The following is a 20,220-nucleotide window of genomic DNA, read 5'->3' as shown; positions in this document are numbered from 1 at the left end:
CGCCGCGGCCCGGGGCGGGTCCGGTACCCTAAGCGGCGACGAACGAGAAGCCCCCGTAGCTCAGCGGATAGAGCAGGTGCCTTCTAAGCACTTGGCCGCAGGTTCGAGTCCTGCCGGGGGCGCAGCGGCTGCGGACGGCAAGACCCGCGGGATCGCCTGACGGCGGCCGCGGTGGAACGGAGATCAGGAGGCACGGTGGCGCGCGGACGTCGGGTGCGCACGGCGGCGACGGCCTTCGGCCGCGGGCCGCGCGCGGCGTTGGCCGCGGCGGCGGTGGCGGCCGGCCTGGTCCTGGCTGCGGCGGCCTGCGGCACCACCGTGCCGATGGGCGCCCCCACCCAGAGCCCCACCGCCACCACCAGCGCCAGCGTCCCGGCGGCGACCAGGACCGCCGAACTCAACGCCTCGACGGAACTGGAGCAGTGGCTGCTCAATCCGCAGAGCGGGACCATAACCTACAACACGATCCAGGTCACGAGCGGCGGCAGCGTCAACGTCATGACGATGCTGACCGGCCCGTTCGCCCCGTCCGGCGCCGCGAACCTGACCGGCACGATCGAGACCCTCGGCTCCGGCACCACCACCACCGACGACGCCTCCGCCGTCGAGACCCAGACGCGGCTCTACAGCACGATCCCGACCGCGCAGCAGACCGGCGACCTCGCGGACAAGCAGTGGAACACCACCCAGGTGAACGCCACCTGGCAGAACGACGCGATGCATTCCGGCTGGTGGCAGGTGCTCTTCCAGGCCCAGGACCTGAAAATGGAGGGCGTCACCGGGCTAGGCGGCGCCAGCGTCGACGTGTTCTCCCAGGTGATCGACCTGGCCCAGCTGCCCAACGTGCCGAGTTCGCTGCTCGACTCCGAGGCGCTGCGCAAGGCGGGCACGACCAAGGTCGAGGTCGACGTGGAGACGCTGACCGGCAGCGGGAAACTGGCCAAGGTGATCTACAAGCTGGGTCTGCCCGCGGCCATCGACATCTCGGCCACCGCCACGAGCACGGCCGGATACGAGGTGGACCTCTCGAACCTGGGAGGGCCCTCGCCCACCCCGTCGGCCAGCCCGACGCCCTCGGCCACCGCCCCGGCGCCGGAGACGATCGCCGACGGCGAGGGGGACGTGGACCTCGCCGCCATGCTGCTGTTCTGACCTTCCCGCGCCGTGCCGCCACCCCTTGGCGCCCGGCGCGACCTCACGACGCCCGGCCAGAGCTCCCGGCAAGCCGCGGGAACCGGTGGCCAGGGGTGATCGTTGGACTGGATGTCGGGCGGCACGGGCAGGGCGAAGCGAACTCGCGGAGCCTTGAAGCGGCACGCCGTCCGCAGACGGCATAGGTTTTCTTCGTAAGCACGGCTTTCGGGCAGCACTGGACTCGAGCGGACAGCGGGACGTTGAGGATGCGCAGAACTGGACTGGTGGGTTCGGCACGGACGAAGACCGTCGTGCTGATCTCAGTGTTCAGTCTGCTCGCCCTCGGCACGGGCGAGCTCTCCGGCGGGCGCGAGGGCCTGGTGGTGGCCGTCGTGGTGCTGGTCGTCGTGCTGGGCTACGCGTATCACAACGCCGACACCCTCGCTCTGCGCACCATGCACGCCCAGCCGATCGGCGAAGCCGGCGCGCCGGTGCTCTACCGGATCGTGCGGGAGCTCTCCTACCAGGCGCGGCGCCCGATGCCGCGGATCTACGTCTCCCCGACCGAATCCCCCAACGCATTCGCGGCCGGCCGCGACCCGCGCAACGCCTCGGTGTGCTGTACGGTCGGCCTGCTGCGCACCCTGGACGAGCACGAGCTGCGCGCGGTCATCGCGCACGAGCTCGCGCACGTCTACAACCGCGACGTCCTGGTCTCCTCGGTGGCCGGCGCCCTGGCCGGCGCGCTGGTCTGGTCGGCCAGCCTGCTCTGGCTGCTGCCGGGCCTCGGCGGCAGCGAGGACGACGAGGGCTGGGCCGACCTGCTGGTCACCTTCCTGCTCGGCCCGCTGGCGGCGGTCCTGGTGCGCACCGCGGTCGGCCGCTCCCGCGAGTACCAGGCGGACGCCTGCGCCGCGCGGCTGACCGGAGACCCGCTCTCGCTCGCCACCGCCCTGCGCAAGCTCGAAGCCGGCGTGCGCGCGAACCCGCTGCGCGGCGGCCCCGGACCGCTCTCCGGCATCGGCCACCTGATGATCGTGCACCCCTTCGGCGAGGCCAAGAGCCGCGGCGGCTTCCGCGGCCTGTGCTCGACCCACCCGCCGGTGGCCGAGCGCATCGCCCGCCTCGAGCGCCTCGCCGGCATCCGCACCACCGTGGAGAAGTGAGCCGGCCGCTCCCCCGGCCCCGGTCACTCAGCTGCTCACGTCACGCGTCGTCAGCCGCGCCCACGCCGCGAGCGTGAACACCACGACGTATCCGGCCTGGATCACCAGGTTGTGCTCGATGTCCGCGAGGTAGACCGGATCGCGCAGCACGTCCGCGTAGGACGGCCACTGGGCCGTGTAGAGCCACGGCTGGATCGACGAGAGCTGCGGGATCGCCTGGACGATTCCGCACACGATCGTCACTCCGGTCGCCACCGCCATGGCCGCGATCGGCGTGTCGGTCAGCGTGCTGACGAACAGGCCGAGGGCCGCCAGGCCGAGCAGCGAAGCGGCCACCAGCAGCGTGATCCACGCCGCCTTCACCGTCGCCGCGCCCATGCCGATCGAGTCGCCGGAGAGCAACGTCACCGGGCCGCTCGGGAACAGCGCCAGCCCCGTCGCCAGCGCCGCGAGCGCGACCACGGTCGTGGACACCAGGCAGAACACCGCCAGCGAGACGCCCTTGACCGCGAGCAGGCGCACCCGCCCGACCGGCGCGACCAGCAGGTACCGCAGCGTGCCCTGTGCCGCCTCGCCCGAGATCGAGTCGCCGGAGACGACGCCGAGCGCCATGGGCAGGAAGATCGGCAACGTGAGCGAGAGCGCGGCGAAGACGAGGAAGAGCCCGTTGTTCGACACCTGCGTCAGGAAACCGCCCGCGTCCTGACCACGACTGTGCTCGGTGACCTTGATCGCGATGCCGATGGCGACCGGGATCGCGGCGAGCGCGGCGAGCAGGACGAGATTCCGGTTGCGCCGGAACATCGTGCGCAGCTCATTCACCAGCAGCCAGCCGCCGAGGCGGGCGGTGACGGAGCGTCGCTTGTTCGTGGGGACAGTGGTGGCGGATGCGTCCGCTTCCGGCCCGGCCAGCGCGGCCAGTGCGGCCGGCGCCTTTGCGGCTGTTCCAGGTGGCGACGGTGCTGCCGGTGCCGTCGGCGCCGACGCGGTTGCCGCAGGTTCCGCCGTCTCCGTAGCCACGCCCGCTCCACTCCCCTGCCAGATCTGCGCGTCACCCTGCGACATCGAAACCTTCTCCGGTCAAAGCCACGAACGCGTCCTCCAACGACGGCCGCTCCACCCCGAAGGACAGCACCCGTACACCCGCGGCCACCAGCGCCGCGCACACCACGTCGGGCGCCAGATCCTCGCGTGCCGCGCAGTCCACCCGCTGGTCGACGACCTGGATGTCATCTCCACCCTGCTCCGCCAGCACACGCGCGGCGTCGGCCGGGTCGGGCGTCGTCACCGCCAGCCTCGCCCGCAGGCCGGCCCGCAGCTGCGTCACCGAGCCCTGGCTCACCAGGCGGCCGCGGCTCATGATCGCCACGTCCGTACACACCTGCTCGATCTCGTCGAGCAGGTGCGAGGAGAGGAAGACCGTCGTGCCCTGCCCGGCCAGCAGGGCGATGAGCGAGCGGATCTCGCGCATGCCCTGCGGGTCGAGGCCGTTGGTCGGCTCGTCGAGGATCAGCAGGTCGCGCGGCTGCAGCAGCGCGCTGGCGAGCCCGAGCCGCTGCTTCATGCCGAGCGAGTAGTTCTTCGCCTTCTTCCCCGCCGCGCTGCCCAGGCCGACCTGGTCGAGCGCGCGGTCGATCCGGGCCGCGCGGGTGGCCGGGTCGGCGGTGCGGTCGGCCGCGTCGTAGCGGGCCAGGTTCGCCCGGCCGCTCAGGTACGGGTAGTGCGCCGGACCCTCGATCAACGCGCCGACCCGGGTGAGTGTGCGGACGTTGCTCGCGTCCACGCTCTCGCCGAACAGCCGGCAGCCGCCCGCGGTCGGCGTGATCAAGCCGAGCAGCATCCGGATCGTGGTCGTCTTGCCCGAGCCGTTGGGGCCGAGGAAGCCGAACACCGCGCCCTGAGGCACGCTCAGATCCAGCGTGTCCACCGCCAACTGGCCGCCTCGGAAGCGTTTGGACAGCCCGCTGGTGGCGATCGCCGGCGCCTCTGCGGACGCCGTCGTTTCGGCCACCTCGACCCCGACGCTCACTTCGTGCCCTGCTTCGCCGCGTCCGCCTCGAGCACACTGGCGGTCACCGGGCCGAGGAAGACCCGGTCGTCGTCGGTGATCAGGACCGTGAGCACGTTGGTCGAGTACAGCTTCCCGGTGCCGAAGGCGCCGGTCACGCTCTTGCCGGAGCCGAGCAGCGTGCTGAGGTAGCCGTTGACGCCACCGCTGATCAGCTGCTGGCTGCCGCCGTCGGCCTCGGGCGAGGTAGCCGCCGAACCCTTGCCGGACTCGACCGCGCGACCGGTGGAGGACAGCGCCGCGTTGAGCTGGTCGAGGCTGATCCCGTGCAGCTCCACGGCGGTGAGCCAGCCGGTGCCGAGAGCCTGCGGATCGAGGGTGTCCGGCGTGATCCCGTCCGGCGTCTTCGTGCCGCCGGACTGGTCGAGCGGAGTGACCTTCGCGTTCTTCGGCGGAGTGAAGTCGAAGCGGGAGGACGGCGGGGCGGTCAGGTCCACCTTCGTGAAGGCGACGTCGAGGAACGGCGTGGCCGACCCGGTCGGGTAGAGCGCGACGCCCAGCGGCGCACCGGTGGCCGAGTCCACGGTGATCTCGACCTCGCCGATGAGCGAGCCCTGCTGCTTGGGCTTGAGCACCAGCAGGTACGCCGAGCGGCCGGCGACCGTGCGCGGCGAGCCGACGCTTACCTGCGTGGTCGGCGTGATCGCGGCCAGCAGCTGCTGCGCCGCGGCTTGCGGGGTGAGCGACGCGAGCGCGAGCTCCCGCTGCTTCTCGGCCTTCTCCTCGGCGGCACTGCCCGCGGCCTTCCCCGTCGCGTCGAGCGTGCCCTTGCCGACCTCGTTCGTCTCGCTGTCGTAGGTCCAGATCTGGCTGCCGTTGTGGATGACGTCGTATTCCGACAACTGATCCATCAACGCGATCCGCTGCTGTGCCGGACCGTTCGCGGAGACCTGGAGCAGGTGCGTCCCGGTGATCAGGGACAGCGGATTGGCGCTGCCGACGAAGTTCGGCAGCTCGGGCAGCCCCAGGTTCGCGGTGACGCTCACGGTGCCGGAGAACCCGTCCACGTGCGAGTCGGCGACCCGGGTCAGCAGCTGCTGCGCGGAGATCGCGGGCAGTGAAGGCGCCGCGCTCGCGAGGGTCGGCGCGAGAGCCGCGTAACCGGCGACCACGGCGACGACGGACAGCGGCACGAGGGCACGGACGGACCCACGGCGGTACCAGGTCTTGCTCGTCTTGCTCGTCTCGTTCATACCCACCATCACAGCACTGATCGGCGCTCGCGGGATCCGACCACGGGTCCTACTTCAGGTCATCCTGACGAAGGACCCGGACCGCCTCGTGATCCTTCGTTAAGCCGAACGAGTAAGCCGACGCAGCACTACGCCACAGGTGCGAGCATACGAATGCTGAAGAAGGGGGACTATCGGCCCGGCTGCCCGGCTGTACCACTTCGCCCCGACGCTGAAGGCCCTGACGGTCAACCAGACTGCCCCGGTCTCCGCCGCCCGCTCCGGGTCGGCCGCGCCCGCCGCCTCGGCGGAGTCCTCGGGCCCGTCCCACTCGACGATGAACGACTCCTCGCCCCGCTCCGGATGCCCCAGCAGCGTCCCGTACGCGAACCCGCGTCGGCGCGGCTCGTCCGCCGTCCAGACGACCTCGCAAGGCGCTGCTATACAGAGCCACGACGGCCGGTTGGGCCCGAGATGCACGGTGACCCGCGCCCCCGCCTCAGCCCGCGGCCGATCCGCCCGCGGCCGCACGTGCATCCCGGCATGCAGGCGCCAATCGAGCACCGCGTCGCCGGCGGTCGCGAAGTCCCGCGCCCCGGTTCCCACCCGCATCCGATGCTCCAGATACCGGTAGCCGCTCGGCAGCCGCCCGGCATCCTCGGTCGCACCGACCTCCGGATAGGTGAATCCCCCCACGTCGCTCATGCAGCCGAGCATAAAAGCAGCCTGGTCGGGCCGGGACGTCGCCCCGGCCCGACCAGGCCTGCCCTGCTTTGCACGCGTTCGCGCGGTCGCTCAGCGGTAGTGCGTGATCAGCGGTAGTCCGCGCTCAGCGGTAGTTCGTGAACTGCACCGCGAAGTCGAAGTCCTGCCCCTTGAGCAGCGCGATGACCTCCTGCAGGTCGTCGCGCGACTTCGAGGTCACCCGCAGCTCGTCGCCCTGAATCTGCGCCTTGATGCCCTTCGGCCCCTCATCGCGGATCAGCTTGGCCACCTTCTTGGCGTTCTCCTGGCTGATGCCCTCGGTCACCTCGGCGCTGATCTTGTACTCCTTGCCGGACGCGGCCGGCTCGCCCGCCTCCAGCGTCTTGAGCGAGATGCCGCGCTTGATCAGCTTGTCCTTGAACACGTCGAGCACGGCCTTGACCCGCTCCTCCGTGCCCGCCCGCATCTCGATCTTCTCGCCGCTCCAGGAGATGGACGCGCCGGTGTTCTTGAAGTCGAAGCGCTGCGTGAGCTCACGGCCTGTCTGGCCGAGCGCGTTGTCCACTTCCTGCCGGTCCACCTTGCTGACCACGTCGAAACTCGACTCGCTCGCCATCTGGGCCTCCTTAAGCCTCGGGCACACCCCGCACGTCACCGGTCCGTTATCCCTCGAACTCTATCGAGTCCGGCAGGCGGATCGGGCCGCGCGGGGTGCGGCGAGAGGCGCGTCAGCCCGCGGCCAGCTCCTCGATGAACAAGGGGCCCGGCGTGCCGATGCCGGTGGCGTCGTCGTAGCCGTAACCGGCGTGCAGGCTCAGGTCGTCGCCGAGGCCGGCCATCGCGGCAGGCTGCCCCTGGTACGGCGGGAAGACCTCGGCGATCGGCGTGGCCACTCCCGACGGCTTGTCCAGCACGTCGTGCAGCGCGTCCACGCTGCCGTGGTGCTCCGGCCCGATCCAGTAGAGCGTCGGGTTGATGAAGCCGAGCGGCGCGCCGCCGCGCTCCGTGATCGCGTCCGCCTCCAACCCGGCGAGCAGCGGGCTGGCCAGGCTGGTCCCGCCGATGGCGGCCTCGGCGTACCCGGTGGCGCCCGTGGGCAGCTGCTGGGTCTGGCCGACGAGCATGCCGGTGAAGGGATCCGCGTCGAGCGAGAGATCGGGTACGACGCGCCGCGCGCTGGGCGCGGTGCCGCCGGTCAGCAGCGACTTGGCCAGAGACGACGGCACGTCAGCCCGCTGGTAGTGCGGCTGCGGGAAGTCGGCCGAGGCGCCTCCGCCGCCTCCGAAGATCCAGCCCAGCGACTGCCACGTGGCGTTGGCGCCGTTGCCGGTCAGAAGCCACGCGTCGGTTCCCCAAGACGTGCTCCAAGCGAGCTTCCCGTGCGCGTTGACGGCAGCGGAGGTCCCGCCCACCGCGGTCACCCACGGATCCGAGGCCGGGAACGTGGTCTGCGCGTAGCTGGAGCCCTCCCCGCTACCGCACGAGGTGGCAGGGTCGTTGGCCCCGCAGTCGCCGGAGGAGAAGTTCACCGTGATTCCCTCGACGGCCGCGAGCTGGAACAGGTGCTCGTACTCGGCGATCGTCGACGCCGACTCGTCGCCGGCGGTGGAGTGCAGCGGACCGCCCCAGGAGTCGGAGATGACGTCGGCGCGGTGATGCGTGATCAGATCGGTCAGTGCCGCCAGGAGGTCAGAGTCCTGGCAGGAGTTGGCGCCGTAGTACAGGACCTTGGCGCTAGGGGCCATGGCGTGCACGGCCTCGACATCCAGCGACTCCTCGGCCGCCCACCCGGCCGTGCCGCCGCACTCATTCACGTTGTTCCATGCGGACTGCGTGACGACCTGCGTGTACTGCCCCGGAGCGAAGGCCGGGAGCTTGTTGTGTGACGACCAAGTGTCGGCGTCGGAAAGCATGGTGCCCGAGGCGTACGCGTCGACGATCGCGACCGTCGCATCACGACCCGAGTGTCCGACCGCGCCATAGGCCGAGCGGAGCTGCGAAGCCGAGTACCCGCAGACGGTGTAGGGCTCCTTGACGCCGGAGAACGCTGGGTCGGTGGTGTCGGCGACCTGTCCGTAGTAGTCCGAACAGGGAGTCGGGATCAGCGGCCCGGTGGGTGTCTTGCCGCCGCCGCGCCCCGTCCGCAGGTCCTGCGAGGCCGCCGCAGCCGTGACGTGCTGCGCGTACATGGGGAGCGAAGCGCTCGTCAGTCCCGTGATCGTGGCCACCGACGGAGCGAGTGAAGCAGGAATCTGCGGGTCGCGGTCCGGCGCCACCGCCGACCCGCCGCCCGGCAGCGCGTAGCTGCGCAGCGTGATGCCGTAAGCATGGTCGACGGCCGAGACGCTGCCGGTAGCGGACACGTATTGCCCGGTCACAGAGGTGACAGTGAGCCCCTGCTTGCGCAGCCAAGCAGACACGTCCGAAGCTTCGGCTGCGCTCGGCCCGTAGCGCTTGGCGGCAGCCGAGGTGCTCAGGTAGTGCCGGTACGAACTGCCCCCCGGCGTCGAGACGGCAGTCGCGTAAGCGGCCAGCCCCTTCGCGTCCGGCGTCCCGAGGAACACCCGCGTCGTCAACGCCCCTGAAGGCGCCGCCCCCTGCGCCGAAGCCGCCGTGGCCCAGCCCGGCCGCACCCCGGCCACGCTCACCAGCGCGCTGGCGGCGGTGCCGGAGCCGGCGGCGGTGGCGGTGGACGCGGAAGCTGCGGCGGAGGCGGCGGCCAGCGCGGAAAGAGGCGCGGCGGACGCGTCCCCCGACCCGAGCGTCAGCGACCCGGCCAGGCACAGCCCGGTCGCGGTGACCGTGATCCCGCACAGCGCACGGCGCGCCTTCCGGCGCGCCGATCGGGGCGGGGGCGGGGAGAATGGGGAGCGCGAAGAGAAACGTCGACGGGGCATGGGCAGCTTGGCCTTCCGAAGGTCCGAGTCCGAGGTCCGAGGGCGTGGCGTCTAAGGCTTGAGTTGTGGGCACGAGGCAGCGCGTTGCAGCGGCCGAGCCCGCCCATTGTGTGAGCGGCGGCGCAGATGACCTGCCCGGCCTAACGCCCCCCGAACAGACGCGCCCACGAACGAGCTAAATGTCCAATGACCCGCTGACCCGAACACCGCATCCCACCACCCACCGCGCCCAAGCCCCCACCCTCCGCGCCCACACCGGGCCCCGCCCCCGCCCCGCCAAAGCCGGTTGCGAAGCACCCCCCGCCATGAGGTAATCTTTCCGAGGTCGCCCCGCGAGGGGCCGATCACCCAGGCAGGTTGCCCGAGCGGCCAATGGGAGCGGACTGTAAATCCGTCGCGTAAGCTACGAAGGTTCGAATCCTTCACCTGCCACACCAGCGAGAATGAGCCCCTGAGCTGCGGAAACGCAGACCGGGGGCTGTTTGCTTTTCTCTCACTGGCACTCACTGAATCGCGCTGGCGATCAGCGTCGGTGCAACAGGCGTGATACGGGCTGGAGGGCCATATGACGCGGTACATCGTGATTGGCGCCGGCAGCGTCGGCGGCACGATCGGTGGCGCGCTCGCTGCGGCGGGGCATGATGTGGTCCTGGTGGCCCGGGGAGCTCACCTGGAGTCGCTGCAGGCGTCCGGGCTGACGCTCGTGACGCCGTCCCAGACGCTCAGGCCGTCTGTGCGAAGCGTCAGCGGACCCGAGGCGCTGACGTTCACTACGGACGATGTTCTGATCCTCGCAGTGAAGAGCCAGGACAGCTTGCCGCTGCTCCGGCAGTGGAGCTCGCAACCCACGAGCGTGCGGCTTCCGCTGATTTGCGCTCAGAACGGCGTGGCTAACGAGTTCACAGCGCTGAGGTACTTCGAGTGCGTCTATGGCGTGTGCGCATGGCTGCCCGCCACGCTGGCCGAGCCCGGCGTCATCGTGGCCGAGGGCGCACCCGGCTTCGGCATTCTCGATATCGGGAGGGTCGGGAACCCAGTTGATTGCGATGGCTCCACGCCTGACGCGGGTGCCCTCGCGTTCGCCGAGGACTTCAACGACGCGGGATTCGCCGCGTACGCCACCTCCGACATCATGTCTTGGAAGTACGGCAAGCTACTGCGCAACCTCTCGAACGCGATTCAAGCCGCGTGCGGGCGCACGTCGTCGCCTGCGGCGGCAGAGCTCACCCGCCTCGCTGAGGCCGAGGGTGAAGCCGTCCATCGCGCCGCTGGAATCACGCCCATCAATCTCAAGGCCGCCTACGCCGAGCGCGGCGACAACTTCCACGTTGCCGACATTCCGGGACGTCCACGCGGCGGCGGGTCGACGTGGCAGAGCCTCAAGCGGGGGCTCACGACCGTCGAGGTCGACTATCTGAACGGCGAGATCGTGGCCATGGGACGTCTGCACGGCATCCCCTGCCCGGTCAACGAGTTCCTTCGAAATGTGGTCAACAGCCTCGCGGGCTCTAGGTCTCAGCCTGGGGGCTTCCCACCCGAGCTCGTACTCAAGCTGGCGACGAAGGCTCATGGAACTGACAGAGAATCAGATGAGCCGCCTCTGTCGGGCCAACCCGCTCTGAGTTCAGCTCAATATGAAATCTATAGCCGGAATGTTCGGCCACGTCAGCTTCCGTCTGATCCCACGCCGTAAGCCGCGCCACCACATCGGAATCGCCGCGCGCCTCGCTTCTCTTCATAGCTGTCTCCCAGCCGCAAAAAGGCTCACGGTCAGCCACGGCCCAATCACCTGCACCGCACGGATGCCGTCGATCTGGCCCAGATGGAGAATAGGGATACGAGCCATCGAATTCAGGCGCTCGATCTCTGCTCGATCCACGATGTAGCGATTCCCGTATCGCTCGTTCTCATAGAGAATCTGGCCTTGTGCGGCAAGAGAGTTCGCTTCCGCCACCGTCACGTTCCGGTAGCCGGACTTCGGCACCGCCGACACCCTCAGCCGCTCGAAAAGCGTGAACCGCTCATCGAGCCCACTGAGCACAGCCGTAACCGTGCTCTTGCCACTCGCCGGCGGTCCGTAGAGCAGAACGCCCGAGTAGGTCATGCCCCACCGAGCCATATTTACCGAGCAATCTCACCAGCTCGGTCCGCCAGCGCCACAGCAGCGTTCATCGAGCTCTCTGCCACGTAGTGGTCGTACGCAACCTGCTCAACGAGGGCACGGGTCAGGATGTCCTTGTCGAAAATCGGCCACCCGGTAATCGAGGACAGGAAGTTGGCGAACTCGCTCTTGCCCGAACCGGCGTAGCCACCGATCAGCGTAAGGGAGAGCGGGTCGCGTCCGTCGCGCTGCCTGTGGAACGCCGACAGCGCGCGCTGTTCCAGCGGCGTGACGTCGTTCTCCCCGGCCCAGCTACGTCGTCGCCAGTGCTGGCGAGCGGTTCGAAGGCTTGGTGGATCATGTGAGCAGCGACCTCCTCACTGGCACTCGCTGAATCGCGCCGCCGGCGGCACGCCTGTCCTGCAGCCGAGCCCTGAGTGAAGGCGTTGGCGATTGAAGAACAGCTCGGTGTACGCGGCCCTGTCACGCTCCGCATGCTTCCTGGCCTGATACGAGGTCGGGTATATCAGCTCGTTCCTGATGGTGGCACTGAAGGACTCGGCCGTCGCATTGGCCCAGCACATGCCCCGTTTTCTCATGGATGGCGAGATGCCGTGACTGCTCAGTACCTTGCGGTACTCGGCCGATGAGTATTGACTAGCTTCGAGGCATCAATGCAACACATTGTCCTAGTTGAGGGCCGACGCCACGGCGTGGATCGTCACTGGCGTGCTGGGCGAGCTCTTTGCCGCGGTCCCAAGCCAGCGACCGCTGCCCCAGTAGGCAAGTACGGCTTCTCGCTCATCTGCGCTCGGACTTGCCTAGCCGACGAACTGGCGGCCCTGCCGGGGCCGTCCTGTGACGTCCGCGGAGCGACGCGCGACGTACCGTGACCGGCGCGGATCGCGTAGAGTCCGGGGGGTCGCTGCAACCGGAGCCGTGCCCGACGCGTCTCTAGGGCAGCCGGTTTCCCGCTCGCGGGTGGTACCCGGGAGAGTTCCTCGAGAAGGGGGTTGCGCACTATGTCCATGATGATGGGAGAGTCCATACCGGAGGCCGCCGGGAGCGAGCGTCCGACCGTGCCTTACGAGGGCATCCTGATCACGGACGAGCAGCGCTCCGCGTTCGACCGTGACGGTTTCTTCATCATCCGCGACGCGATACCGGCCGAGCTGATGGAACGGCTGATCGAGGCGCAGGACCGGGTCTACGCGAAGCAGAAGGCCGAGGGCCGGCTGGACAAGCGCGACCAGAGCATGCACCTGATGGGCTTCCTGCACCGGGACAAGGTCTTCCTCGAGCTGCTGGAACTGCCCACGGTCTTCCCGCTGGTGTGGGGCATCCTCGGCTGGAACATCCACGCCTACCACCACCACATCGACATCCACCCGGGCGTCCCGGCCGAGACCCGCAAGACCTGGCGCTGGCACCAGGACGGCGGCCGGCAGAACCTGGAGATCGAGACCGGGCCGGAACGTCCGCTGCTCTCGATCCGCACCGCGTTCTACCTCTCCGACCTGTCCGAGCCGGGGCGCGGCAACTTCATGTGCATCCCGGGCTCGCACAAGACCAGCCGGCTGGCCCGGCCGGAGGACCTGTCGCTGGACTTCGAGCAGCCCGAGGGCGCGATCGAGGTGTGCGCGAACAAGGGCGATGTGGTGCTCTTCGACCGCCGGATCTACCACGGCCGTTCGGACAACTACTCCGACATCGACCGGCGCTGCCTGTTCATCGGCTGGACCTACCGCTGGATCGCGCCGCACGAGGACCGGGTCATCACGCCCGAGCACCCGTGGTGGAACGAGCTGACCCCGATCCAGCAGCAGCTGCTCGGCGCGGGCAAGGACGCGCTGTCCTACTGGGGCATCGGCGACAGCTACCCGCTGCGCGAGTACCTGCGCGAGCGCAACCTGCTCGACATGAAGGTGAACAACAACCGCTGACCCACGGTATCCGCGGCGGCGCGCAGCGCTGGTTCCGCGCCCACCGCGCACTGTCTGCGGACGGCGCGCGGTGCGTACGCCGCGTCCGGAGCGGGTAGGAGTGCCCCCGATTCGCCGCCTTGAGCCGGATTGGGGGCACATTCATGTCCGACCAGCCCGTAGCGCAGGTCGATGTCGCGATCATCGGGGGCGGGGCGGCCGGCTGTGTGCTGGCCGCGCGCCTGACCGAGCAGCCGGACCGGACGGTGGCGCTGATCGAGGCGGGTCCGGACTACCCGGATCCCGAGGCGCTGCCTGAGGATCTGCGTTCCGGCTGGCGTTCGGCGGGCAGCCACGACTGGGGGCTGACGGACGAGCGGACCGGCACGCCGGTGGCCCGGGCGAAGGTGGTCGGCGGCTGCAGCGCGACGAACGGCACGGTCGCGTTGCGCGGAGCGAGCGCGGACTTCGACGGCTGGGCCCGGCTGGGCAATCCGGGCTGGTCCTTCGAGCAGGTGCTGCCGGCCTTCCGGCGACTCGAGACAGACCTCGACTTCACCGACGTCTGGCACGGGCAGCACGGTCCGGTGCCGATACGCCGCTACGGGCCCAAGGAACTGACCGCGGTGAACGCTGCGGCGTTCGAGGCCTTGATCGAGGCCGGGTTCCCGGAGGTCGACGACCACAACCGGCCGGGCGTCCTCGGCGTGGGACCGGCGCCGGTCAACACCATCGCCGGGGTGCGGATGAGCGCGGCAGCGACCTATCTGCGGCCGGCCCGGGATCGCGCGAATCTCAGGATCCTGGCGAACGCGCAGGCGGACCGGGTGCTGCTGGAACGCGGCAGAGTGACCGGAGTGCGGCTGGCGAACGGCCGGACCGTGCGCGCGGACCGGGTGGTGCTGGCCGCCGGGACGTACGGCTCACCGACGGTGCTGCTGCGCACGGGCATCGGACCGGCCCATGATCTGGCGGTGCTCGGGCTGCCGTGCCGCTCGGATCTGCCCGGGGTCGGCGCGAATCTGCAGGAGCATCCGGGGATCTCGGTGATCTGGCCACTGGCCGAGGAGATGCCGGACGGGCCGCGCTTCCAGGTCGTGGCGACGCAGGGATCGCCGGGTCATGCCGCGGGCGATGGACCGTGGCTGCAGCACATGCCCGCCTCCACCCCCACGATGTTCTGGGTTTCGGCGACGGTGATGAACCCGCGCTCGCGCGGCCGGGTGCGGCTCGCGACGCTGGATCCCCTGCGCCCGCCCCGGATCACGCTGAATCTGCTGGCCGAGGTCGAGGATCTGGCGGCGATGATCGAGGGCGTGCGCTCGGCCCGGCACGTCGGTACGCGCGGGCCGCTCAAGGACCTGGCCGGCGGGCCGGAGCAGTGGCTCGGCGCCGGAGCGGACGAACCGGCCGAACTCGCCGACGCGTTGCGCCGCGCGGTGTGGACCTATCACCACGCATGCGGAACCTGCGCCATGGGCCCGGATCCGCAGGCGGGCGGGGTCGTCGATCCGCAGGGCCGGGTCTACGGCGTCGACGGGCTCTGGGTCGCGGACGCGTCGATCATGCCGGTGATCCCGAGCGCGAATGTGCATCTGCCGACCCTGATGATCGCGGAGCGGATGGCCGGCGAGATCGCCGCCGCAGACTGAGGATCCACGCGGTTCGGAGCGTGGTCAGCGATGTTCCACGTGGAATATCATGCAGAGTAATGCATAGTGTTCCACGTGGAACATCGTCGCAAGCCGTGAGACGGAGAAAAGGGAGTGCCGGACCCGGCCGGCCAGAGTGCGGTCTGGCGAAGGGCCGGGTCCGGCACTCCCTGTCGAGCGCGTACCCTCAGTCAGCGCTCGATCTCGGACTCGCCCACGGATCTGCGGCGAGAAGTCGGTGAGCAGTGCCGGCAGACAGCATTGCCGGCGCGGTGATCGCGAAGTCGCCCGCGGACACCCGAAACACCTCGTGCGCGGCGTTCGCGGCGTAGTCGGCAGCCGCGAACGCCGCTGTAGAGCCGGCCGCTCCGGTCCGGTCGACTTCCCCACGCGGCACCGAGATCGTGTGCGCGAGCCGTCCGGTCGGCGCAGCCACCTGATAGACGTCCCGAGATCGCCGATGCGGGGCGGCGCAGGGGAGGCCGCGACGTAGACGTGCTCGAGGCACGGACTTCCCCCTCCATGAAATAAGGTCTCGCGCGCCCGGATGGACTGAGCAGTGAGATGGTTCAGACCAGCCGGAGCCAGACGGCGGTGTCCGCGGGCAGCAGGCCGTCTTCGGTCAGCGGACCGGAACTCAGCAGGATCGCGGAGTGGGCGGGCAGCGGAGCCGGCTCGGCGCCGAAGTTGACGACGGCGGCGAACCCGTCGCCGCGGCGGAAGGCGAGGACCTCGGGGTCCGAGTTCAGCCAGCGCAGCGACTCACGCTCGCTGCGCAGTCCCGGCTCGGCGCGGCGCACGCGCAGGGCTTCGCGGTAGAGCTCGAGCATCGAGCCCGGTTCGCCGGTCTGCGCCTGCACGGTCATCCGGCTCCAGGCCTCGGGCTGCTCCGGCAGCCAGGGCTGCGCGGTGGCGCCCTCGGGGCTGAAGCCGAACGGCGGCTCCTTGCCGGACCAGGGCAGCGGCACCCGGCAGCCGTCGCGGCCGGGGTCCTTCCCGTTGGTACGCGACCACATCTGGTCCTGCTTGTTCTCGTCCGGGATGTCCTCGACCTCCCACAGGCCGAGCTCCTCACCCTGATAGATATATGCCGACCCGGGCAACGAAAGGCTCAGCAGCGCGGCGGCCCTGGCGCGGCGGGTGCCGAGCTCGAGGTCGAGCGGGGTGTCGAAGCGGCGGGTGGCGAAATCGAAGCTGGTGTCGGCCCGGCCGTAGCGGCTCACGTGCCGGGTGACGTCGTGGTTCGAGAGCACCCAGGTGGCCGGGGCACCGACCGGCAGGTGCGCGGCGAGGGTGTCGTCGATCACCCGGCGCAGTTCGTTCGAGTCCCAGGGGCAGGAGAGGAACGAGAAGTTGAACGCGGTGTGGATCTCGTTGGGGCGCAGGTACATCGCGAACCGCTGCGGGTCCGGCAGCCAGACCTCGCCGATCAGGGCCCTGGGCTCGTCGTACGAGTCGGCCACCGCCCGCCATTCCCGGTAGATCTCGTGGATCCCGTCCCGGTCGCTGTAGGGGTGCGGGGCGTCGGCGGGGGCGTTCGGGTCCATGTCGGCCAGGAACGGGTCCTTGACCAGGATCGCGGCCGAGTCGATGCGGATTCCGTCGGCGCCGCGGTCGAACCAGAACCGCAGGATGTCCAGGTGCTCCTCGCGCACGGCGGGGTGCTCCCAGTTCAGGTCCGGCTGCTCGGCGGCGAAAAGGTGCAGGTACCACTGGCCCGGGGTGCCGTCCGGCTCCACGGTCCGGCTCCAGGCGGGGCCGCCGAAGTGCGAGACCCAGTTGTTCGGCGGCTCGTTGCCGCCGGGGCCGCGGCCGGGCCGGAACCAGAACCGGGCCCGCTCGTCCGAACGGGGCGTGGCGGTGAGCGCGGCCCGGAACCACGGATGCTGATCCGAGACGTGGTTCGGCACGACGTCGATGATGGTCCGGATCCCGAGCGCGTGCGCCTCGGCGATCAGTGCGTCGGCCTCGGCCAGGGTGCCGAACACGGGGTCGATGTCCCGGTAGTCGGAGACGTCGTAGCCGCCGTCGGCGAGCGGCGAGGGGTACCACGGGTTGAGCCAGATCGCGTCCACGCCCAGGTCGGCCAGGTAGGGCAGCCGGTCCCGGATTCCCTGCAGATCGCCCACGCCGTCGCCGTTCCCGTCGGCGAAGCTGCGCACGTACACCTGATAGGTGACCGCATCGCGCCACCAGGGCCCGCTGGCGAGGCCGCGGGTCGCCGCTTCCTGCGTGGCTGGCGCCACGAGGGTCGGGCGCTGCGCAGCGGTCTGATGGAGAGTCACGTCGGTCGGCTCCTTCTCTGTCACGTGCCGGTTGCGCACAACATACATAGCCGCACACAGCTACGCAAGAGATCTACGTTTCTTCTGCAAAAACTAGATCACTCATTGCCGGGTACGTGAGAGAAACGCGCTGGTGCCTTCACCGGCGCTACCGCCCGGACGCCCGACGGGCCCACGCCGGGCGAGGTGTCGAGCGCGGCCCGAGCGGGGATGGCCGGTTGAGCGAGGACATCCGGCGCCGGCCGGGTCGATCGGACGTCGCCTTCCGGTCACGAAAAGGTTGCAGCGCCCCGGAGTGCCGCGCACCTCGGCCGGGCCGTCCGGATCGGCGCGGAGCGAGCCGGTTGCGCGCGGCCGGCCGCGGCCCGGCCGCGGCCCGGCCGAGGTCAAGCCGCGCCGGAGAGCGCTCCCGGGGTCGGTACCAGGGAGGGGACTGACGCATGCCCGGTCAGAAAGAGTTGATTTTTTGCACAAGTTAGATCGACCTCTTGCTAAGTTCAGCTCGCGTCTGTATGTTTTCGGCAGCCGAAGTACCGGAAGCCCGTCCGGGCGCTGCGGCCAGCCCAGAGATCCGCTCAGTGCAGAGATCCGCTTATTGACCAGCGCATCCAGAGCGAATGAGCCCTGGTTCGCGGCACATTCCGGAAGGGATCCGTCGTTATGAAACATCGCAAGGCCGCAGTGGCCGCCGCCGTTGGTATGGCGTTGGCTGCAACCGGATGCTCCAGCAGTCACTCCGGTACGCCGACTGCCGCCAGTACCGGGCCGGTCACCATCACGGTGGGATGTGAACCGCCCACGACCCAGAAGGCGCAGCGCCAGATGTTCCTGGACGACATCGCGGCCTTCGAGAAGCTCAACCCGAACATCACGGTCAAGGGCGACGACGCGAACCCTTGCGACGATCCCGCGAAGTTCACGGCGCAGGTGGCCGCGGGCACCGAGGACAACGTCTTCTACACGTACTTCACCGACGCGCAGAACGTGATCTCGGCGGGGCAGGCCGCGAACATCCAGTCGTACGTGAGCCAGATCGCGAACTACAGCAGCATCCTGCCGGGCCTGCAGGCCGTGTACAAGAACAACGGGTCCGGCGACCTGTACGGCATCCCGGTGAACAACTACGACGAGGGCCTGGTCTACAACAAAACCCTGTTCCAGAAGGCCGGGATCACCTCGCCGCCCGCCACCTGGGACGACGTCGAGGCCGACGCCAAGAAGATCAGCGCGCTGGGCCCGGGCTACATCGGCTACGTGGACCTGAGCGCCCAGAACACCGGCGGCTGGCACTTCGCCGCCGAGGTGTTCTCGCGCGGCGGCCAGATGGTCACCGGCACCGGCAACAGCGCCAAGGCCGCCTTCGACGACAGCAACGGCCTGGCCGTGCTCCAGATGCTGCACCAGATGCGCTTCGTGGACAACGACATGGGCACCAAGCAGGGCCTGGCCTGGTCGGACCCGCAGCAGCTGATGAGCACCGGCAAGCTCGGCATCTACATGGGCGCGCCGGACACGGTCACCAACCTGCACTCGACGTACAACACGCCGTACGACAACATAGCCATGGCGCCGCTGCCCGGCGCCAGCTCGCCGACCGCGACCCTGCTCGGCGGCAACGGCTACATGTTCAACAAGAAGGACACGCCGGCGCAGATCCAGGCCGGCATCAAGTTCCTGAACTACGAGTTCCTCACCCCCGGCAAGGGCCAGTTCGACTACACCCGCACCGCGCAGCAGGGCCAGCCGGTCGGCCTGCCGGAGCCGGACCTGTTCACCGCGGGATCCGCCGCCGACCAGCAGGCGGCCACGGACGAGAGCTCCTCGGCCAACCTGCCGGTGGCGAACTTCAGCGCCTACACCCAGGCTCTGGGCTCGATGAAGCTGGAGATCGAACCGCCGCAGGCGCAGGCGATCTACGCCCAGGGCGACAAGATGATGTACGCCGTGCTGACCAACCCGAACGCGAACCTGCAGCAGCTGCTGGACACGTTCCAGAACGCGGCGAACGAGATCCTGCAGAACCAGTAAGAGCACTACCCGCGGCGCCGTTCCCGCCGGCCGATCCGGCGGGGACGGCGCCGCCGCCACCCCATCCCCCCCGAGCCGCCCACCGACGGGCATTTCGAAAAGAGCGGAAGTGTAGATCCGATGGCGACCATCAACGTTTCCCACGCCAGGGCGCGGGGACTGCCGAGGGAGGGCGGGCCGGCCCCGTCCGCGCGCCGCCGCAAAGCCCCGCTGGGCCGACGGGTGCGGCGCAATCTGGTGAGCTACGCCTTCCTCATCGGCGCGATCCTGTGCTTCCTGGTGTTCTCCTGGTACCCGATCGTGCACGAGTTCGTGCTCAGCTTCCAGCACCTGAACAAGTTCGGGCAGACCGAGGGCTGGCGCGGCTGGCGCAACTACCAGAACATGATCCACGACCCGAGCTTCTGGACCTCGGTCCGGGTGACGCTCGTGTTCACCGGGCTCGCGCTGATCTTCGGCTACGCGGTGCCCTTCCTGCTCGCGGTCGGCCTCAACGAGTTCCGGCACGCGCAGGGCTTCTTCCGGCTCCTGGTCTACCTACCCGTGATGCTGCCGCCCGTGGCCGCGGCGTTCCTGTGGCGGTGGTTCTACGCGCCGGACGGCTCCGGGTTCTTCAACACGGTCCTGCACTTCCTGCACCTGCCTACTTCGCAATGGCTGCAATCGCCGAACAACACCTTCGTCGTGCTCTGCATGGTGATCTTCTCCACCTGGTCCAACATGGGCAGCGGCGTGCTGATCTACCTGGCCTCGCTGCAGGGGATCCCGGGCGAGCTCTACGAGGCGGCCGAGCTCGACGGAGCCGGCATCTTCAAGCGGATCTGGCACGTGACCGTCCCGCAGACCCGGCTGATCCTGTCGCTGATGCTGCTGACCCAGATCGTGGCCACGATGCAGACCTTCACCGAGTCGCTGGCGTTGACCCGCGGCGAGCCGGGGACCGCGACGCTGGTCTACCAGGTGTATCAGGACGCGACCAACTTCGGGAACTTCGGCGGCTCCGCGGCGATCAGCTCGGTCCTGCTGATCGTGCTCGCGATCTTCTCCGGGGCCTACCTCTACGTGAGCCGTCGAGTGGCGGAGGAATAGA

General features: G+C 69.4%; 16 protein-coding genes and 2 tRNA genes. 9 read left to right on the top strand and 9 right to left on the bottom strand.

Translation table 11 applies throughout. The features are described from left to right. Positions 1–49 precede the first annotated feature (49 nt). The 3 genes from ACTRO_RS28395 to ACTRO_RS28385 all read left to right on the top strand — a co-directional run bounded on the left by ACTRO_RS28395 (position 50) and on the right by ACTRO_RS28385 (position 2,300). Positions 50–122: transfer RNA gene (locus ACTRO_RS28395), tRNA-Arg, on the top strand. A gap of 73 nt (positions 123–195) precedes the next feature. Then, positions 196–1,152, top strand: a complete 957-nt coding sequence (locus ACTRO_RS28390; protein ID WP_157436503.1) for a hypothetical protein — start codon at positions 196–198, stop codon at positions 1,150–1,152. Between the two features lie 242 nt (positions 1,153–1,394). Next, on the top strand, positions 1,395–2,300 hold the full coding sequence (locus ACTRO_RS28385) for a M48 family metalloprotease (RefSeq protein ID WP_425394864.1): 906 nt from the start codon (positions 1,395–1,397) through the stop codon (positions 2,298–2,300). A 27-nt stretch (positions 2,301–2,327) separates the two neighbouring features. On the opposite strand, the gene ACTRO_RS28380 is transcribed toward ACTRO_RS28385, so the two are convergent. The 6 genes from ACTRO_RS28380 to ACTRO_RS28355 form a co-directional block, all read right to left on the bottom strand. Beyond that, complete coding sequence (locus ACTRO_RS28380) at positions 2,328–3,320, bottom strand: ABC transporter permease (RefSeq protein ID WP_211244436.1); 993 nt, start codon at positions 3,318–3,320, stop codon at positions 2,328–2,330. Between the two features lie 31 nt (positions 3,321–3,351). Next, positions 3,352–4,329: an ABC transporter ATP-binding protein gene (locus ACTRO_RS28375; RefSeq protein WP_211244435.1), complete on the bottom strand. Its 978-nt coding sequence runs from the start codon at positions 4,327–4,329 to the stop codon at positions 3,352–3,354. After that, positions 4,326–5,561: a LolA family protein gene (locus ACTRO_RS28370; RefSeq protein ID WP_034267928.1), complete on the bottom strand. Its 1,236-nt coding sequence runs from the start codon at positions 5,559–5,561 to the stop codon at positions 4,326–4,328. Before ACTRO_RS28370 ends, ACTRO_RS28375 begins: the two co-directional genes overlap by 4 nt. A gap of 99 nt (positions 5,562–5,660) precedes the next feature. Beyond that, positions 5,661–6,245 carry a DUF1990 domain-containing protein gene (locus ACTRO_RS28365; RefSeq protein ID WP_034277120.1) on the bottom strand — a complete coding sequence of 195 codons (585 nt, stop codon included), beginning with the start codon at positions 6,243–6,245 and terminating at the stop codon, positions 5,661–5,663. A gap of 124 nt (positions 6,246–6,369) precedes the next feature. Next, positions 6,370–6,861: a YajQ family cyclic di-GMP-binding protein gene (locus ACTRO_RS28360; RefSeq protein ID WP_034267925.1), complete on the bottom strand. Its 492-nt coding sequence runs from the start codon at positions 6,859–6,861 to the stop codon at positions 6,370–6,372. Positions 6,862–6,973: 112 nt separating this feature from the next. After that, positions 6,974–9,142 carry a S53 family peptidase gene (locus ACTRO_RS28355; RefSeq protein ID WP_063628088.1) on the bottom strand — a complete coding sequence of 723 codons (2,169 nt, stop codon included), beginning with the start codon at positions 9,140–9,142 and terminating at the stop codon, positions 6,974–6,976. Between the two features lie 351 nt (positions 9,143–9,493). Between ACTRO_RS28355 and ACTRO_RS28350 the strand changes: the two genes are divergently transcribed. Together ACTRO_RS28350 and ACTRO_RS46110 are read left to right on the top strand one after the other, a co-directional pair. After that, a tRNA-Tyr gene (locus ACTRO_RS28350) sits at positions 9,494–9,574 on the top strand. Between the two features lie 133 nt (positions 9,575–9,707). Beyond that, positions 9,708–10,835 (top strand): ketopantoate reductase family protein, encoded by a 1,128-nt coding sequence (locus ACTRO_RS46110; RefSeq protein WP_084316584.1) that lies wholly within the window; start codon positions 9,708–9,710, stop codon positions 10,833–10,835. Between the two features lie 42 nt (positions 10,836–10,877). Here ACTRO_RS46110 and ACTRO_RS28340 read toward each other — a convergent pair whose 3' ends face one another. Together ACTRO_RS28340 and ACTRO_RS51505 are read right to left on the bottom strand one after the other, a co-directional pair. Beyond that, entirely contained in the window at positions 10,878–11,246 is a 369-nt protein-coding gene (locus ACTRO_RS28340) for a hypothetical protein (protein ID WP_051451520.1), read from the bottom strand. 374 nt (positions 11,247–11,620) lie between these two features. After that, positions 11,621–11,854, bottom strand: coding sequence for an integrase core domain-containing protein (locus ACTRO_RS51505; protein WP_425394889.1), 234 nt, complete (start codon positions 11,852–11,854; stop codon positions 11,621–11,623). 411 nt (positions 11,855–12,265) lie between these two features. Between ACTRO_RS51505 and ACTRO_RS28330 the strand changes: the two genes are divergently transcribed. Both ACTRO_RS28330 and ACTRO_RS28325 read left to right on the top strand, forming a co-directional pair. Then, positions 12,266–13,186 carry a phytanoyl-CoA dioxygenase family protein gene (locus ACTRO_RS28330; protein WP_051451519.1) on the top strand — a complete coding sequence of 307 codons (921 nt, stop codon included), beginning with the start codon at positions 12,266–12,268 and terminating at the stop codon, positions 13,184–13,186. Positions 13,187–13,329: 143 nt separating this feature from the next. Further along, positions 13,330–14,817 (top strand): GMC family oxidoreductase, encoded by a 1,488-nt coding sequence (locus ACTRO_RS28325; protein WP_051451518.1) that lies wholly within the window; start codon positions 13,330–13,332, stop codon positions 14,815–14,817. Positions 14,818–15,386: 569 nt separating this feature from the next. On the opposite strand, the gene ACTRO_RS28315 is transcribed toward ACTRO_RS28325, so the two are convergent. Further along, positions 15,387–17,150: a glycoside hydrolase family 13 protein gene (locus ACTRO_RS28315; protein WP_084316582.1), complete on the bottom strand. Its 1,764-nt coding sequence runs from the start codon at positions 17,148–17,150 to the stop codon at positions 15,387–15,389. Positions 17,151–17,924: 774 nt separating this feature from the next. Between ACTRO_RS28315 and ACTRO_RS28310 the strand changes: the two genes are divergently transcribed. Both ACTRO_RS28310 and ACTRO_RS28305 read left to right on the top strand, forming a co-directional pair. Beyond that, positions 17,925–19,130, top strand: a complete 1,206-nt coding sequence (locus ACTRO_RS28310; RefSeq protein ID WP_051451517.1) for an ABC transporter substrate-binding protein — start codon at positions 17,925–17,927, stop codon at positions 19,128–19,130. A 120-nt stretch (positions 19,131–19,250) separates the two neighbouring features. After that, positions 19,251–20,219: a carbohydrate ABC transporter permease gene (locus tag ACTRO_RS28305; RefSeq protein WP_034267918.1), complete on the top strand. Its 969-nt coding sequence runs from the start codon at positions 19,251–19,253 to the stop codon at positions 20,217–20,219. Position 20,220: the final 1 nt, after the last annotated feature.

The organism is Actinospica robiniae DSM 44927 (assembly GCF_000504285.1).
Classification (GTDB): domain Bacteria; phylum Actinomycetota; class Actinomycetes; order Streptomycetales; family Catenulisporaceae; genus Actinospica; species Actinospica robiniae.
Note: the sequence above shows the minus strand (reverse complement) of the source record. Positions and strands in the feature narration are given on the sequence as shown.